The 15109-nt window shown below is 64.7% G+C and carries 18 protein-coding genes and 1 pseudogene; 3 read left to right on the forward strand and 16 right to left on the reverse strand.

Translation table 11 applies throughout. From position 1 onward, the window contains the following. Nucleotides 1–6 precede the first annotated feature (6 nt). Nucleotides 7–830 (forward strand): annotated as a pseudogene (locus ACR65N_RS11925) (inositol monophosphatase family protein). An 81-nt stretch (nt 831–911) separates the two neighbouring features. Here ACR65N_RS11925 and ACR65N_RS11930 read toward each other — a convergent pair. The 16 genes from ACR65N_RS11930 to ACR65N_RS12005 form a co-directional block, all read right to left on the reverse strand. Continuing rightward, nucleotides 912–2117, reverse strand: coding sequence for a multidrug effflux MFS transporter (locus ACR65N_RS11930; protein ID WP_440457334.1), 1206 nt, complete (start codon nt 2115–2117; stop codon nt 912–914). A 135-nt stretch (nt 2118–2252) separates the two neighbouring features. After that, nucleotides 2253–2588: a Grx4 family monothiol glutaredoxin gene (gene grxD, locus ACR65N_RS11935; RefSeq protein ID WP_430303763.1), complete on the reverse strand. Its 336-nt coding sequence runs from the start codon at nt 2586–2588 to the stop codon at nt 2253–2255. A gap of 149 nt (nt 2589–2737) precedes the next feature. After that, nucleotides 2738–2971, reverse strand: a complete 234-nt coding sequence (locus tag ACR65N_RS11940; protein WP_440457170.1) for a BolA/IbaG family iron-sulfur metabolism protein — start codon at nt 2969–2971, stop codon at nt 2738–2740. 101 nt (nt 2972–3072) lie between these two features. Continuing rightward, nucleotides 3073–5280: a phosphoribosylformylglycinamidine synthase subunit PurL gene (gene purL, locus ACR65N_RS11945; protein ID WP_440457171.1), complete on the reverse strand. Its 2208-nt coding sequence runs from the start codon at nt 5278–5280 to the stop codon at nt 3073–3075. 120 nt (nt 5281–5400) lie between these two features. Further along, a complete protein-coding gene (locus tag ACR65N_RS11950) occupies nt 5401–5973 on the reverse strand; it encodes an acyloxyacyl hydrolase (RefSeq protein WP_430303759.1) in 573 nt (190 codons plus the stop codon). 202 nt (nt 5974–6175) lie between these two features. Then, a complete protein-coding gene (locus tag ACR65N_RS11955; protein WP_430303758.1) occupies nt 6176–6565 on the reverse strand; it encodes a hypothetical protein in 390 nt (129 codons plus the stop codon). Between the two features lie 42 nt (nt 6566–6607). After that, nucleotides 6608–7279 carry a phosphoribosylformylglycinamidine synthase subunit PurQ gene (gene purQ / locus ACR65N_RS11960; protein WP_440457172.1) on the reverse strand — a complete coding sequence of 224 codons (672 nt, stop codon included), beginning with the start codon at nt 7277–7279 and terminating at the stop codon, nt 6608–6610. Next, the gene (locus ACR65N_RS11965) at nt 7276–7524 is read right to left on the reverse strand and encodes a hypothetical protein (RefSeq protein ID WP_440457335.1); all 249 of its coding nucleotides are present in this window, start codon (nt 7522–7524) and stop codon (nt 7276–7278) included. The genes purQ and ACR65N_RS11965 overlap by 4 nt, the downstream gene beginning before the upstream one ends. A gap of 1 nt (nt 7525) precedes the next feature. Further along, nucleotides 7526–7732: a hypothetical protein gene (locus ACR65N_RS11970; protein ID WP_440457173.1), complete on the reverse strand. Its 207-nt coding sequence runs from the start codon at nt 7730–7732 to the stop codon at nt 7526–7528. 17 nt (nt 7733–7749) lie between these two features. Beyond that, nucleotides 7750–7992, reverse strand: a complete 243-nt coding sequence (gene purS, locus ACR65N_RS11975) for a phosphoribosylformylglycinamidine synthase subunit PurS (protein WP_440457174.1) — start codon at nt 7990–7992, stop codon at nt 7750–7752. A gap of 18 nt (nt 7993–8010) precedes the next feature. Next, on the reverse strand, nt 8011–8775 hold the full coding sequence (gene purC, locus ACR65N_RS11980) for a phosphoribosylaminoimidazolesuccinocarboxamide synthase (protein WP_430303754.1): 765 nt from the start codon (nt 8773–8775) through the stop codon (nt 8011–8013). A 233-nt stretch (nt 8776–9008) separates the two neighbouring features. Continuing rightward, nucleotides 9009–9563 carry an RBBP9/YdeN family alpha/beta hydrolase gene (locus tag ACR65N_RS11985; protein WP_440457175.1) on the reverse strand — a complete coding sequence of 185 codons (555 nt, stop codon included), beginning with the start codon at nt 9561–9563 and terminating at the stop codon, nt 9009–9011. Between the two features lie 157 nt (nt 9564–9720). Next, nucleotides 9721–11022, reverse strand: a complete 1302-nt coding sequence (purB, locus tag ACR65N_RS11990; protein ID WP_440457176.1) for an adenylosuccinate lyase — start codon at nt 11020–11022, stop codon at nt 9721–9723. A gap of 61 nt (nt 11023–11083) precedes the next feature. Continuing rightward, on the reverse strand, nt 11084–11584 hold the full coding sequence (locus ACR65N_RS11995) for a hypothetical protein (RefSeq protein WP_440457177.1): 501 nt from the start codon (nt 11582–11584) through the stop codon (nt 11084–11086). Further along, nucleotides 11581–12258 (reverse strand): ribulose-phosphate 3-epimerase, encoded by a 678-nt coding sequence (rpe, locus tag ACR65N_RS12000; RefSeq protein ID WP_440457178.1) that lies wholly within the window; start codon nt 12256–12258, stop codon nt 11581–11583. Before rpe ends, ACR65N_RS11995 begins: the two co-directional genes overlap by 4 nt. 94 nt (nt 12259–12352) lie before the next feature. Continuing rightward, nucleotides 12353–13447: an ABC transporter substrate-binding protein gene (locus tag ACR65N_RS12005; RefSeq protein ID WP_440457179.1), complete on the reverse strand. Its 1095-nt coding sequence runs from the start codon at nt 13445–13447 to the stop codon at nt 12353–12355. A 259-nt stretch (nt 13448–13706) separates the two neighbouring features. Between ACR65N_RS12005 and ACR65N_RS12010 the strand changes: the two genes are divergently transcribed. Beyond that, nucleotides 13707–14156, forward strand: coding sequence for a flavin reductase family protein (locus ACR65N_RS12010; RefSeq protein WP_440457336.1), 450 nt, complete (start codon nt 13707–13709; stop codon nt 14154–14156). Nucleotides 14157–14177: 21 nt separating this feature from the next. Further along, nucleotides 14178–15107, forward strand: a complete 930-nt coding sequence (locus tag ACR65N_RS12015; RefSeq protein ID WP_440457180.1) for an AAA family ATPase — start codon at nt 14178–14180, stop codon at nt 15105–15107. Nucleotides 15108–15109: the final 2 nt, after the last annotated feature.

Consider the following 15109-nt stretch of genomic DNA (forward strand, 5'->3'; position numbering starts at 1 on the left):
TCTCCGATGTCGATTGATGTAACGGCGCTTGCCGACGTGCTGCGGCGCGCCGCAAAGGCCGAAATCCTGCCGCGCTTCCGGCGCCTCAATGCCGGCGACGTGCGCGCCAAGTCGGAAGCCACGGACCTGGTGACCGAAGCCGACGTCGAAGCCGAACGGATGATCCGCAGCGAACTCGAACGGCTTGCACCGCAGGCGCTGTTCGTCGGCGAGGAATCGGTTGCCGCCGATCCGGACCTCCTGCACAGGATCGGCGGTGCGGAACTGGCGGTGATCGTCGATCCTGTCGACGGCACCTTCAACTTTGCCTCCGGCATTCCGGCATTCCGGCCTTCGGCGTTATGGCCTCGGTCGTCTACAAGGGCGAGGCCGTCGCCGGCATCATCTACGATCCGATGGGCGACGACTGGGTGATGGCGGAGAAGGGGAGCGGTGCCTTCCTGCGCCGCCCGGACGGCGACGCACAGCGGCTTGCGGTAGCCGGTGCCAAGCCGCTCGAGGCGATGATCGGCATGGCATCGGTCGGCTATTTCTTTGGCGAGCAGCGCCAGAAGATCCTGTCCAATCTTGCCAAGGTGCGGATGTTTGCCTGCTATCGCTGTGCGGCGCAGGAGTACCGGACGCTTGCCGGCGGTCACGTGGATTTCGCGCTCTACAACAAGCTGATGCCGTGGGATCACCTGGCCGGCACGCTGATCGTCCAGGAGGCCGGCGGTCATGCGGCCCGCTTCGACGGCAGCGCCTATCGGCCGACGGATGTCGATGGCGGGCTGCTGGTCGCGACCGACCCGGATAGCTGGCAGGTGCTGCGCCGCGAGATCATCGGCTGACACGGTTGCCGTTTCCTGAATGCAAAAAGCCCCGGCGGTGAACACCCGCCGGGGCTTTTTTTGTCGGGATGTGGCGGAAGATCAGGCGCGCGGATTGTGCGGCTGGAAGAGCTTGCCCTTCTCGGCGATCAGCACGAAGACCAGGCCGATGACGCCGACGGAACAGAAGCCGAGCACCATCGGGAAGGCCGTTCCATCGAAAGCCTGGCCGATGACCGCGCCGATGGCCGCGCCGCCGACCGTGCTCATGAAGCCGAGGACGGACGAGGCCGTGCCTGCCACGTGGCCGAGCGGCTCCATGGCCAGCGAGTTGAAGTTGGCGCCGATCCAGCCGAACTGGAACATCGCAAGGCCGAAGAACGACAGGAACAGCAGGAAGGGCATCGGCTGCGGGCCGAGCACCTGAACCAGCATCCATACGGCGGTGACGAGGATAAAGCCGAGCAGCGATGCGTGCGACAGGCGGCGCATGCCGAAGCGGCCGACGAGGCGCGAGTTGATGAACGAGGCCAGCGACATGAAGGCGGCAACCGCGGCAAAGGCGACCGGGAACCAAGCACCGAGCCCATAGACGCCGACATAGATCTGCTGCGCCGAGTTGATGAAGCCGAACAGCGCGCCGAAGATGAAGGTGGCGGCCAGCGTGTAGCAGAGCGCCACACGGTTGGTGAGGACGATGCGGAAGCCGGCGATCACCGACTTGACGGTGAGCGGCCGGACATCCTCCGGTGCCAGCGTTTCCGGCAGGCGCATGGTCATCCAGACGAGGATGGCGCCGGCCATGACGCCGATGAACAGGAAGATCATGTGCCAGTTGCCGCCGAGCATGATCAGCTGCCCGGTGCCGGGCGCGATGATCGGCACGATCATGAAGACCATCATGATCAGTGACATGACCTCGGCCATGGCGCGGCCGCCGAACACGTCGCGGACGATCGACACGGTAATGACGCGGGTGGATGCGGCGCCGGCACCCTGCAGGAAGCGCAGCGCGAGGAGGCCGCCGAAGCTCGGCACGGCGACGATCGCCAGTGCGCAGAGAATGTAGATGACGAGGCCGACGATCATCGGTGCGCGGCGTCCGAAGCGATCCGAGATCGGCCCGTAAACGAGCTGCGCAAAACCGAAGCCGAAGAGGTAGGAGGAGACGATGAACTGCCGGTCATTGACGGCCTCGACGTTCAGTGCCGCACCGATGTCCTGCAGGGCGGGGAGCATGATGTCGATGGCGAGCGCGTTGAGCGCCATCAGCATGGCCATCATGGCAATGAATTCGAACTTGCCCATGCCCTTGAGCCGGGCTGGCGCCGTAGTGGATGCGGAAGTCACAATCACGATTCCTGGAAAAAATGCAAAGGCGCCGCGGGAGCGCGGCGCCTCGATCCGAACGATCATGGCCGGGGGGACCGGCCGACGGGCCGATCAGGCAGCGCCGCGGACGGCGACACCCTGTTCCTGAAGATGGGTCTGGAGTTCGCCGGACTGGAACATCTCGCGGACGATATCGCAGCCGCCGACGAATTCGCCCTTGACGTAGAGCTGCGGAATGGTCGGCCAGTTGGAGTAGTCCTTGATGCCCTGGCGGATTTCCTGGTCGGCAAGAACGTTGACGCCCTTGTAGTCGACGCCGAGGTAATCGAGGATCTGGACGACCTGACCCGAAAACCCACACTGCGGGAACTGCGGGGTGCCCTTGAGGAAGAGCACGACATCGTTGCCCTTCACTTCGCCTTCGATCAAATCATGAATTCCGCTCATGGCTGCATCCTCTCTATTCGGGTCCAAGGTCCGAACGCTATTGAGCCTTAGATAACATGCGCGACGTCAAATTCCAGCCGTTGCGCGTGATGAATGCGATCAATTCCGCTGATAGGCGCCATGCGTGGCGCGGCCTGCCGAGCCTGAAGCTATTCCGGCGCCGAGGTCTGCAGTGCAAGCGCATGCAGCACGCCACCCATATTGCCCTTCAGCGCCTCGTAGACCATCTGGTGCTGCTGCACGCGGCTCTTGCCGCGGAACGCTTCCGCCACGACCTCGGCGGCGTAGTGATCGCCATCGCCGGCGAGATCGCGGATCGTGACTTTGGCATCCGGGATCCCGGCCTTGATCATGTCTTCGATTTCACCGGGGTGCATGGGCATGGGGTTTTCCTTCCGTATCATCAATGCAGCCGCGTGACTGTCGGCGGCTTTCGGCCAGAGTGCCAAAAACCGCCGGATTGTCAAAGCGGCAGGCGGTCGTCTCAGGCCATAAAGCTGGGGAACCAGCTCTCGTGGGCGTTCACCAGATCGACAACCGCGACATCGACGAGATCGTCGATCACCAGACGTTCGCCGCCGACGGTGCCCAGCGTGCGGAACGGCACGCCGGCCGATTCGGCCGAGGCGCAGACGAAGTTGGACAGATCCGCCGGGACGGCGACGACGTAGCGGGCCTGGTCCTCGCCGAACAGCAGCGCATGCGGCTGGCCCCTGCAATCGCGCAGCGACAGCGTGGCGCCCTTCAGCGAGGCCATCGCCATTTCGGCAAGTGCCAGTCCGAGGCCGCCCGAGGAAATGTCGTGGCAGGCGGTGACCTGGCCGCTGCGGATGATGCCGCGGACGAAATCGCCGTGACGGCGTTCGGCGGCAAGATCGACCACGGGTGCCGGACCGCCCGTCGAGCCGATGATGTCGCGCAGGTAGATGCTCGAGCCGAGATGGCTGCCGTCGGTACCGATCATCACCAGCACGTCGCCGGTCTTTGCGGTGCCGATGCGGGCCATCTTCGACCAGTCTGGCAGCAGCCCGACGCCGGCGATGGTCGGGGTCGGCAGGATCGCGACGCCATTGGTCTCGTTGTAGAGCGAGACGTTGCCCGAGACGATCGGGAAGTCGAGCGCCCGGCAGGCTTCGCCGATGCCCTGGATCGCGCCGACCAGCTGGCCCATGATCTCCGGCTTTTCAGGATTGCCGAAGTTGAGGTTGTCGGTGGCGGCCAAAGGCTCGGCGCCGGTTGCGGTGATGTTGCGCCAGCATTCTGCGACCGCCTGCTTGCCGCCTTCGACGGGATCGGCCTCGACATAGCGTGGCGTGACGTCGGACGAAAAGGCGAGCGCCTTGGTCGGGTGGCCGTCGACGCGCACCACGCCGGCGTCGCCGCCCGGATGCTGCAGCGAATTGCCCTGGATCAGCGTATCATACTGCTCGTAGACCCAGCGGCGGCTGGACTGGTTCGGCGAACCGACGAGCTGCAGCAGGGCCTCGTTGTAATCGGCGGGGGCTGCGACCTGATCGGCCGGCATCGCCGGGCGGCTGGCGGTCGCCTGCCACGGGCGGTCGTATTCCGGCGCTTCGTCACCGAGCTGCTTGATCGGCAGGTTGGCGACTTCCTCGCCCTGGTGAATGACGCGGAAGCGCAGGTCGTCGGTGGTCTTGCCGACGATGGCGAAGTCGAGGCCCCATTTGACGAAGATCGCCTTGGCCTGCTCTTCCTTTTCCGGCTGCAGCACCATGAGCATGCGCTCCTGGCTTTCCGACAGCATCATCTCGTAGGCAGTCATCCGCTCTTCGCGCACCGGAACCTGATCGAGATAGAGCTCGATGCCGAGGTCGCCCTTGGCGCCCATCTCGACGGCCGAGCAGGTGAGGCCGGCGGCACCCATGTCCTGGATGGCGATGACGGCGCCGGTCGCCATCAGCTCCAGGCAGGCCTCCAGCAGGCACTTTTCGGTGAACGGGTCGCCGACCTGTACGGTTGGGCGCTTCTCTTCGATCTGCTCGTCGAATTCGGCCGACGCCATGGTTGCGCCGCCGACACCGTCACGGCCGGTCTTGGCACCGAGATAGACGACCGGCAGGCCGACGCCCTTGGCTTCCGAGAGGAAGATGCCGTCGGACTTTGCCAGACCCGCGGCGAACGCGTTGACGAGGATGTTGCCGTTGTAGCGCGGATCGAACTCGACCTCGCCGCCGACCGTGGGCACGCCGAAGGAGTTGCCGTAGCCGCCGACGCCGGAGACGACGCCCGAGACGAGGTGGCGGGTCTTCGGATGATCCGGCGCGCCGAAGCGCAGCGCGTTCATCGCCGCGACCGGCCGGGCGCCCATGGTGAAGACGTCGCGCAGGATGCCGCCGACGCCGGTCGCTGCGCCCTGGTACGGCTCGATGTAGGACGGGTGGTTGTGGCTCTCCATCTTGAAGACCACGACGTCACCGTCATCGATGTCGACGACACCGGCGTTTTCGCCCGGACCCTGGATGACGCGCGGACCCTTGGTCGGCAGCGTGCGCAGCCATTTCTTGGAGGATTTGTAGGAGCAGTGCTCGTTCCACATGGCGGAGAAGATGCCAAGCTCGGTGAAGCTCGGCTCGCGGCCAATCAGATCGAGGATCCGCTGGTACTCGTCCGGCTTCAGCCCGTGGGCGGCAATGAGTTCAGGCGTGATCGCGATCGTATTGGATATGGTCATCGTCTTCTCTGGTAGCGGTCCGAACTGGCGTCTCTTTAGCCTAGATGGCAAAAGGGCGCGACAGGAATTTCCTGCCGCGCCCGGATGTTTTTGCAGTGCACGCCGGCAGGCTGCCGGTGATCAGAACTTGTAGCCGACCATGATGCCGCCGCGGGTCAGGCCGTTGTTCGGCTCGCCGCAGAGATTGGCATGCGAGGAGTGTTCGGCCTGGGCGACGATGCGCCAGTTCTTGTCGATGTTGAAACCGGCGGCCACGTATTCGTGGAACAGCGTGTGGCATCCGAGGAAGGGACCGCGACCGCCGTCCATCTCCTGCTTGCCGTTGTTGAGGCTGCCGCCGAAGCCGGCTTCGAGGAAGAAGCGCTCGGTGATGTTGGCCGTCCAGGAGAAGCCAGCGAATACCTGATGGGCTTCGCCAGCGGTGCTGATGTCGCCACCGACGTGGATACGCGGGCGGATAAACTTCTCCCAGCCCGGCGCATTGTCGTGATCCCACGGGTCGAAGAAGACGATGCCGGTGACGAAGGCGCCCTTCTCGTCGTTGCTGTAGGTCTTGTCGAGAGCGGTGAGAACGCCGAATCGCGCTTCGTCGAAAATCGAGGCTTCGGCGGGCGCTTCTGCCGGAGCGGCGAAATCGGCGGCCGAGGCCGAAGTGGCGGCGAATGCTGCGCTGAGCGAGAACAGCGCGGACATTACAAGCTTTTTGACCGCATTCTGATGCATGTGAGGATCGACTCCGTCTGGCTTCTGCATGCCGCGACGCGCGTCGAAGCACCAAGTGTGGCAGAAACTAGACAGCAGGTTCAGCGGTTGGCAAGCGTCAAATTACCGATTGACCCCGGCGCGATGCGAATGCGCGCAGGTGTTGCAGGAAGAGGACGCTGCCGGAGCAAATTCAGCAGCCTTTGCCGCCATTTGCCCAGCGATTGATGTCGGTGCGGATGCGCGCCGCGGCCGGTCCGTCCATCATCGGCCCGAAGGCATCGAGGCGGGCCGGACTTCCTTCCGCCTGGACGACCAGAAGCGGTCGCGATTCGGGGCTGTGGCGGGGCACGGCGAGAATGCGCGGGCGGCCGGAGAAGGAATTCAGTTCCGGTGCCAGACGGTAGTCGCGGAAGGCGGCGTCGCCCGACTTGAACCAGCAGCCGTTGGCGGCAATCGCCACCCGCTCCATGGTCGGCAGCGCGGCGCGATTGACGGCGACCGGGGCGGGGCTGCGGCTGGACTGGCAGGCAGACAGGGCTGCCACGGCGGCAGCCGCGACGGCGAGGGGCAAACGGTTCATGACGGCTATGTCTTCCTGGCGCTGGCTATGCGGGGGACGTCTTCAGGCGGCGATGACGTCGAGCGCCGAGGCAAAGATGCCGCGGCCGTCGGTTCCGCCGTGGGCGGCCTCGATCAGGTTTTCCGGATGCGGCATCATGCCGAGCACGTTGCCGCGCTCGTTGACGACGCCGGCGATGTCGAGCAGCGAACCGTTCGGGTTGGTGCCCTCGGCATAGCGGAAGACGACCTGGCCGTTGTCATCCATGCGCTTCATCGTCTCGTCGTCGACGAAGTAGTTGCCGTCATGATGGGCGACGGGGCAGCGGATGATCTGGCCGCTCTCGTAGGCGCGGGTGAACTCGGTATCGGCGTTGACCACCTCGAGCTTCACTTCCTTGCAGACGAATTTCAGCGACGAATTGCGCATCAGGGCGCCCGGCAGCATTCCGGCCTCGACGAGGATCTGGAAGCCGTTGCAGACGCCCAGGACCTTGACGCCCTGTTCTGCCCTGTCGCGGATCGCCTGCATGACCGGCATGCGAGCGGCAATCGCGCCGCAGCGCAGGTAGTCGCCGTAGGAGAAGCCGCCGGGAATGACGATGAGGTCGACGTCCGGGATCTCGGTTTCCGTCTGCCAGACGGTGATCGGCGCCTGGCCGGAGATGCGGGTGAGGGCGGCGATCATGTCGCGGTCGCGGTTGAGACCTGGGAGCTGGACTACGGCTGACTTCATGGCTGTGGTTCAAACCTTGCTTGGGCTTCTTGGAACTCGCGCAGTTCCAGGCGGTGTTCGATTCTGTCCATACGCTCGTCCATCTGGCCGTGGACGGCATAGAGATTGTTGATATCACTTTGGTTCGCATGAAGGATCAGGCGTACCGACGCCAACTCGTTGCGGAACTCTCGTGCGGCGTGCTCAGACTTTTCCACGCGATGATGCAGACGTCGCAGTAATTCAGTCAGGAACTCTTGCGACACCTCAGCCAACGAACAGTCCTTGGGCGTCAAATCGATCCTTGAAGAGCTTGCGCTTCAAGGCTTCGGTTCTGGCCTGACCTTCGGCAAGCTCCCGGTTCATGTCCTTCATGAAGGCAACAAGATCGGCCATCACAGCCTCACTCTCCGCCATCCGTTCGTCAAGCTTCAGGAGCTCTTCGTAAAGCACCTCATTCCTGATGTCGGCCATCACGATCTCCGCAACCTTCAGTCGATTACGATAGTATAGTTCTCGATCACCGTGTTTGCCAGAAGCTTGTCGCACATGGCCTTGAGCTGCTCTTCAGCTGCAGCCCGGTCGGCGGTATCGACCTCCAGGTCGAAGACCTTGCCCTGGCGAACCTGGTGGACGCCATCGAAGCCGAGGCTGCCCAGCGCACCCTCGATTGCCTTGCCCTGGGGGTCCAGAACGCCGTTCTTCAACGTGACGGTTACGCGTGCCTTGATCACTGACTGCTCCCTGACGGATTACTTGACCAGAACCGGGCCGGTGCCGCGGATCGGTTCATTCTCGTTGATGATGCCCAGACGGCGGGCGACTTCCGAATAGGCTTCGACCAGGCCGCCCATGTCGCGGCGGAAGCGGTCCTTGTCCATCTTTTCCTTGGTCTCGATGTCCCACAGCCGGCAGCTGTCGGGCGAGATCTCGTCGGCCAGGATGATGCGCATCATGTCGCCCTCGAACAGCCGGCCGCACTCGATCTTGAAATCGATGAGCTGGATGCCGACGCCGAGGAAGAGACCGGAGAGGAAGTCGTTGACGCGGATGGCCAGTGCCATCACGTCGTCGAGCTCGGCGGGGTTTGCCCAGCCGAAAGCGGTGATGTGCTCTTCGGAGACCATCGGATCGGCAAGCTGGTCCGACTTGTAGTAGAATTCGATGATCGAGCGCGGCAGGACAGTGCCTTCCTCGATACCGAGACGTTCCGACAGCGAGCCGGCGGCAACATTGCGCACGACGATTTCGAGCGGGATCATCTCGACTTCGCGGATCAGCTGCTCGCGCATGTTCAGCCGGCGGATGAAATGCGTCGGGATGCCGATCTTGTTCAGATGCGTGAAGATGTATTCGGAAATGCGGTTGTTGAGCACGCCCTTCCCGTCGATGATGTCATGCTTCTTCTTGTTGAAAGCGGTGGCATCATCCTTGAAGAACTGGATCAGCGTACCCGGCTCGGGGCCCTCGTACAGGATCTTGGCCTTGCCTTCGTAAATCCGGCGGCGACGGTTCATGATCATTGGTCTCGTTGTTCTGGCGCCAGGAGACGCCGTTTGAAGTGCTTGAGCGGTCCCATAAAGGAAAACGGGACGCTCTACAATGTGGCTTTGCCGCGATGCGATAGCGGAGCGGCTGCCGGCGCTTCCATCCGCCCTGTTGCGGGGCGGGCCCGACCATGACTAGCACGGAATGCCCCGCAGGTGCGAAATGTCCGGACACCCGACGGAGGATGATGCCCGGCCGGCCGCTAAGGCTTCAGCCCCGAGAGGAAGCGGGCAAACACCATCGTGCCCTCCGGCCAGGGGCCATGGCCGGACTCGACATTGATGTGGCCAGCCTCGCCGGCATCGATGAGGGCCGATCCCCAGGCATTGGTGATGTCGTCGGCGTGATCGTAGCTGCCGAACGGATCGTTGCGGCTGGCGACGGTCAGCGACGGGAACGGCAGCGGGTCGCGCGGGTAGGGGCCGAAGGTCATCAGGTGTTTTGGTCGGATGTCGGAATTGGCGACGTCCGGCGGCGCGACGAAGAAGGCACCGACGACCTTCTGGCGAAACTGCGGGACGGCGTGGATCGCCGCCGGGATGCCCAGCGAATGCGCGACAAGCACGACCGGCCGTGTGGAGGCGTTCACCTCTTCGGCGACGCGCGCCACCCAGTCGTCACGCACGGGTTTCGACCATTCGGCCTGCTCGACGCGGCGCGCTGTCTGCAGCTTGGCCTCCCAGCGGGACTGCCAGTGGGTGGGGCCGGAATTGGTATAGCCGGGGATGATCAGGATATCTGCGTCGGAAGCTTTCATGCGCCTTATCTGCGATTGACACCGGTGGAGGTCAAGACCGCAATGCCGATCCACCGGACGGATTTTGAGCTTGGCTCGCATCCCCTGCGCGGCTCGCCGCGGACACGTATCGACGTGGAGGCGGCCCGGCGGGTGAGCGTCGGGCCGCTTCGCAAGATCAGCCGAAGACGCGACGGAAGATCGTGTCGACGTGCTTGGTGTGATAGCCAAGGTCGAATTTTTCGCGCAGCTGGTCCTCGGAAAGCGCCGCCCGGACCTCCGGATCGGCCAGCAGTTCCTCGAGGAAATCCTTGCCCTGTTCCCAGACCTTCATGGCGTTGCGCTGCACGAGGCGATAGGCATCCTCGCGCGACGTGCCGGCCTGGGTCAGCGCCAGAAGCACACGCTGCGAATGAACAAGTCCGCGGAACTTGTTCAGATTGTTCATCATGTTGTCCGGGTAGATGACCAGCTTCTCGACCACGCCGGCCAGCCGGTGGAGGGCGAAGTCGAGGGTGACCGTGGTATCCGGGCCGATGGCGCGCTCGACGCTCGAATGCGAGATGTCACGCTCGTGCCAGAGCGCGACGTTCTCCATTGCCGGGACGACAGACATGCGCACCAGGCGGGCGAGACCCGTCAGGTTTTCGGTGAGCACCGGATTGCGCTTGTGCGGCATGGCGGACGAACCCTTCTGGCCGGGCGAGAAGAACTCCTCCGCCTCCAGGACTTCGGTGCGCTGCATGTGGCGGATCTCGATCGCGACGTTTTCGATCGACGAGGCGATGACGCCGAGGGTGGCAAAGAACATCGCGTGGCGGTCACGCGGGATGACCTGGGTCGAGACCGGCTCCGGCTGCAGGCCGAGCTTTGCGCAGACATATTCCTCGACGTGCGGATCGATGTTGGCAAACGTGCCGACCGCACCGGAGATGGCGCCGGTGGCGATCTCGGCGCGGGCCGCAACCAGGCGGGCCCGGTTGCGGTGCATTTCGGCGTAGAAGCGGGCAAAGGTCAGCCCCATCGTCGTCGGTTCGGCATGGATGCCGTGGCTGCGGCCGATGCGGATCGTGTCCTTGTGCTCGAAGGCGCGGGTCTTCAGCGCCGCCAGCACGCGGTCCATGCCGGCGATCAGGATGTCGGCGGCACGCACCAACTGGATGTTGAAGGTTGTGTCGAGCACGTCCGACGAGGTCATGCCCTGGTGGACGAAGCGCGAGTCCGGCCCGACGAATTCGGCAAGATGGGTGAGGAAGGCGATGACGTCATGCTTGGTGACGGCTTCGATCTCGTCGATGCGGGCCACGTCGAACTGTGCCGCATTGCCCTTTTCCCAGATCGTCCGGGCGGCTTCCCGCGGGATGACGCCAAGGTCGGCCAGCGCATCGCAGGCATAGGCCTCGATCTCGAACCAGATGCGGAATTTGGTTTCGGGCGACCAGATGGCGACCATGTCGGGCCGGGAGTAGCGCGGGATCATCGGGGTTTCCTTGCGGTGTTTTCAGAAAGCTGGCCCGCTTTAGCAAGAAGAGCAGCCAAGCTCAACGCGTAGCGCGCAGAAGGACCGGGGTTGCCGCAGCCAGCAGCAGCGGGCCGAGCGGCAGATAGAGGCGAAGACCGATGACCAGGAACTGGTAGGTGGCCGACGCCGTGGTGAACATCTGCTGCAGGGTCCAGTCGAGCGTGAAGGCATCGGCATGCCAGCGGGCATAGAAGGCGCGGTAATCGAGCGCAAACAGCAACGCGGTAAAGGCGAGCGTCGTGGCGCCGAGTATGACGAAGGCCAGCGGCAGGCGCAGCCGAAGGCGCACGACCCGCCGACGAAGCAGAAGAAGGACCGCGGCCGACGCGAGCCACGCCAGTGCCGCGCCCCCGGCAAACACCATCAGCAGCGGCGACAGGTGGAAGGTGCCCAGCCGCTCGGTGCGCCAGAGACCGGCCAATGCGAGGCCGGCGCAGCAGAAGCTCCAGCCGATGGCGCCGGCAGACAGAGCGACGAGGCCGATGCCAGCACTTGCGCGGGCGTCGGCCGGGGCGCTCAAGCGGCAGCGCTTTCGGCGGCCTGCCGGAGCGCGGCGATGTTGGCGCGGTAGGCCTCGACCCCATCGCCCTTGAAGACGGCCGAGCCGGCGACGAAGACGTTGGCACCGGCCGCGGCAGCAGCGCCGATCGTTTCCGGCGTGATCCCGCCATCGACTTCCAGCTCGATCGGCCGGTCACCGATCAGCGCCTTCGCGGCACGGATCTTGTCGAGCATGGCCGGAATGAATTTCTGCCCGCCGAAGCCGGGATTGACGCTCATGACGAGGATCAGGTCGATATCGTCCAGCACGTTTTCGAGCACCGACAGCGGCGTGGCCGGGTTCAGCGTGACGCCAACCTTCTTGCCGAGGCCGCGGATGGTCTGCAACGAGCGGTGCAGGTGGGGGCCTGCCTCGGCGTGTACGGTGATGCTGTCGCAGCCGGCCTTGGCGAAGGCTTCGAGATAGGGATCGGCCGGGGCGATCATCAGGTGGCAGTCGAAATAGGCTTCGGTGTGCGGCCGCAGCGCCTTTATGATATCGGGCCCGAAGGAGATGTTGGGGACGAAATGGCCGTCCATGACATCGAGATGCACCCAATCGGCGCCCGCGTCGACGATGCCGCGCACCTCGTCGCCAAGCCTGGAGAAATCAGCGGCGAGGATGGAGGGAGCGATACGGATGGGCAGAGGCATCAGGGATCTCCTGGGGCTGATGATGTCCGGCTGCGCTTATCACCGGCGGTGCTGCGGCACAATCGCCGTGCACCGCCGACCGATCTCGCGAACCCTATTCGGTTTCCGGCCCGACGAGGCGGAAGGCGTCGTCGCGCCATTCCTGCAGGCGGAACGGGTTTTCTGCCAGTTCATGATCGGTGCCGAAGGAAAGCTCGCCGATTACCGTCTGCACCGGCAGGCCGGTCGCCGCGACGGGAAGCGGCGTGCCATCGGCCTGCGCCTTCGCCAGTGCCGCACGCGCGACCTGGACGGCAGCATAGGCGGGAAGCGTGTAGCCTTCCGGCTCGAAACCCGACGAGCGCAGCAGGCCGGCGGCCTCGGTTGCTTCCGGAAGCGCCGGATAATCGGGCAGCGCCACCGCCTGCACGCCATCGGCCAGCCGCAGAGGCCGGTTGGCGGCGCGCATCACGTCGCCACCAAGGAAGGCCATGGCTGCGCCTTCGGCTGCCGCATCGCGGGCCATCACCGCCACGTCGGCGCGATCACCGCCGACCAGAACCTGCGCGGCACCGGCCTTGGCAAGACGGCGCACCAGCGCTAGCTGCTGGTCCTGCCCCGGGCGATAGGTATCGGCAAACACCGGCTTGATGCCGCCGGCTTCGAGGCGCTGGCGCACGGCGCTCACCAGTTCGCGGCCGTAGATGGTGCCGTCATCGACGAGCGCGATCGGCTGGTTCTGGAAGCGCGACAGGATCGTGTCGGCAAGTTTCTCGGCTTCGTCGCCATCGGCCGGGCCGAGACGGAAGAACGGCCAGCCGTAGCGATGCGCATCTTCCATGAGGATTTTTGACCGCACCGAGACGGAGATCGCCGGGATCGCCTTGTCCTTCAGTCGCGGCAAAGCATCGGTGAGCGTCTCGACGCAGAGGAAGCCGACGACGGCCGAGGCGCCGGCGCCGATGGCGCGGTCGGCGATCGCCGCCCCGTCCTTGCGTTCGCAGCTTTCGTCGATGGCAACGATGCTGTCGCCCGGCTCTGCCGCCGCCTGGGCGCCGCGCAGGATCTGCGCGCCGAGAAGGGCATAGGGACCCTGTTGCGGCGCGACCACGGCGATCGTCGCCGCCTGTGCCGTGCCGGCCGCGGCAAGGGCGATGGAAACGGCGGCGCAATGGCGCAGAAGAGCCGGGATGGAGAGAGGTCCTGTCATGACGCCACATTTAGCCTGAGCGACGGCGGCGTCAAAGGAAATCCGCGCCGCATGCCGATGACCCGCTGCCGCGAGAGGACATGCGATGGTTGGCGGCGAGACACGCAGCCGCCGGGCGATGCATCGGCGTGGAAAATTTCTGCCTGGCGACCCATATTGTTCGTGAGGACCGGCAGCGCCGGTACCCGGGAGGAAATGTGTGACGATATCGCAGAAACCTGCGGCCAGCCTCGTCGATCCGGCGATCTACCGCAACGGCATGGCGCGCTATGCGGGCCACGTTCAGCTGGTGACGACGGAATGGGAGGGCGTGCGACGCGGGGTGACGGTGACCGCCGCCTGCTCGGTTTCCGACGATCCGGCGACCGTGCTGGTCTGCGTCAATGCCGAAAACCCCGGCAACGCGATCTTTGAGGCTAGCGGCCGTTTCGCGCTCAATGCGCTTGCCGCCCATCACCAGCCGCTCGCCAAGGCGCTGGCGGGTTTCGGCCAGCTGCCGTCGGACGAGCGCTTCGCGCTGGGTGACTGGCGGCGGCTGGAAACGGGTGCGCCGGTGCTGTCGGATGCGCTGGTCGCCTTCGACTGCCGGCTGATCGACGTGCGCCGCATGTCCACGCATCTGGTGCTGTTCGGCCGCGTCGCAGAGATGCATTTCGGCCCGGAAAACCCGGCGCTCATTTATCTGGACCGCGCATTTCACCCGCTGTAACCTTGGGTCGCTGGAGGCGCCATGGAACGATTTGAGGCAGGTACGACGCCGACATCGATCGACGATACGCTCCGTCTGCTCGAAGGACAGGATTACCTCGCCGGGCGCGGGCTGGCGACGGTGATCTTCCTGGCGCTGCGGATGAAGCGGCCGCTGTTCCTCGAAGGCGAGGCGGGCGTCGGCAAGACCGAGATCGCCAAGGCGCTGTCCAAGGGGCTCGACCGCCCGCTGATCCGGCTGCAGTGCTACGAGGGACTGGATGTCTCGTCGGCCGTCTACGAATGGAACTATCCGGCACAGATGCTCGACATCCGCCTCTCGGAAGCCTCCGGGGTCGATGATCGCCGACAGCTGCAGGCCAATCTTTACGACGAGCGTCACCTGATCCGCCGACCGGTGCTGCAGGCGCTGGCTGAGGCCGGCGAGACGGCGCCGGTGTTCCTCATCGACGAACTGGATCGTACCGACGAGGCGTTCGAGGCGTTTCTGCTCGAAGTGCTGTCGGACTTCCAGGTGACCATTCCCGAGCTCGGGACCATCCGGGCGGCGGAACCACCGATCGTCGTCATCACCAGCAACCGGACCCGCGAGATCCACGATGCGCTGAAGCGGCGGTGTCTCTATCACTGGGTGGATTATCCGCAAGCCGAGCAGGAACTTGCGATCCTGCGGCGAAAGGTGCCGCAGGCATCCGAGACCCTGTCGCGGCAGGTCGTCGCCTATGTCCAGCGGCTGCGGGCGATCGACCTTTTCAAGAACCCGGGGATTGCCGAGACCATCGACTGGGCGACCGCGCTCACCGAACTCGACCGCATGGCGCTCGATCCCGAAACGATCACCGACACGCTCGGGACGCTGCTCAAATACCAGGACGACATTGCCCGCATCGGCGGCGGCGAGGGCGCGCGGATCCTCTCCGACGTAAAGGCCGAGCTGCTGGCGGCCGGGTGAGA

The organism is Rhizobium sp. SAFR-030, assembly GCF_059415005.1.

What these genes read in the sequence shown, in the direction of transcription:
- ACR65N_RS11970 (WP_440457173.1), bottom strand. Translation starts at nt 7,732, where the DNA reads ATGGCCGACATCAGGAATGAGGTGCTTTACGAAGAGCTCCTGAAGCTT.
- ACR65N_RS11950 (WP_430303759.1), bottom strand. Translation starts at nt 5,973, where the DNA reads ATGTCCGCGCTGTTCTCGCTCAGCGCAGCATTCGCCGCCACTTCGGCC.
- ACR65N_RS11930 (WP_440457334.1), bottom strand. Translation starts at nt 2,117, where the DNA reads ATGGGCAAGTTCGAATTCATTGCCATGATGGCCATGCTGATGGCGCTC.
- purC (WP_430303754.1), bottom strand. Translation starts at nt 8,775, where the DNA reads ATGAACCGTCGCCGCCGGATTTACGAAGGCAAGGCCAAGATCCTGTAC.
- ACR65N_RS12005 (WP_440457179.1), bottom strand. Translation starts at nt 13,447, where the DNA reads ATGACAGGACCTCTCTCCATCCCGGCTCTTCTGCGCCATTGCGCCGCC.
- ACR65N_RS11940 (WP_440457170.1), bottom strand. Translation starts at nt 2,971, where the DNA reads ATGCCCATGCACCCCGGTGAAATCGAAGACATGATCAAGGCCGGGATC.
- ACR65N_RS12010 (WP_440457336.1), top strand. Translation starts at nt 13,707, where the DNA reads ATGGCGCGCTATGCGGGCCACGTTCAGCTGGTGACGACGGAATGGGAG.
- ACR65N_RS11985 (WP_440457175.1), bottom strand. Translation starts at nt 9,563, where the DNA reads ATGAAAGCTTCCGACGCAGATATCCTGATCATCCCCGGCTATACCAAT.
- purL (WP_440457171.1), bottom strand. Translation starts at nt 5,280, where the DNA reads ATGACCATATCCAATACGATCGCGATCACGCCTGAACTCATTGCCGCC.
- purB (WP_440457176.1), bottom strand. Translation starts at nt 11,022, where the DNA reads ATGATCCCGCGCTACTCCCGGCCCGACATGGTCGCCATCTGGTCGCCC.
- ACR65N_RS11955 (WP_430303758.1), bottom strand. Translation starts at nt 6,565, where the DNA reads ATGAACCGTTTGCCCCTCGCCGTCGCGGCTGCCGCCGTGGCAGCCCTG.
- purQ (WP_440457172.1), bottom strand. Translation starts at nt 7,279, where the DNA reads ATGAAGTCAGCCGTAGTCCAGCTCCCAGGTCTCAACCGCGACCGCGAC.
- grxD (WP_430303763.1), bottom strand. Translation starts at nt 2,588, where the DNA reads ATGAGCGGAATTCATGATTTGATCGAAGGCGAAGTGAAGGGCAACGAT.
- rpe (WP_440457178.1), bottom strand. Translation starts at nt 12,258, where the DNA reads ATGCCTCTGCCCATCCGTATCGCTCCCTCCATCCTCGCCGCTGATTTC.
- ACR65N_RS12015 (WP_440457180.1), top strand. Translation starts at nt 14,178, where the DNA reads ATGGAACGATTTGAGGCAGGTACGACGCCGACATCGATCGACGATACG.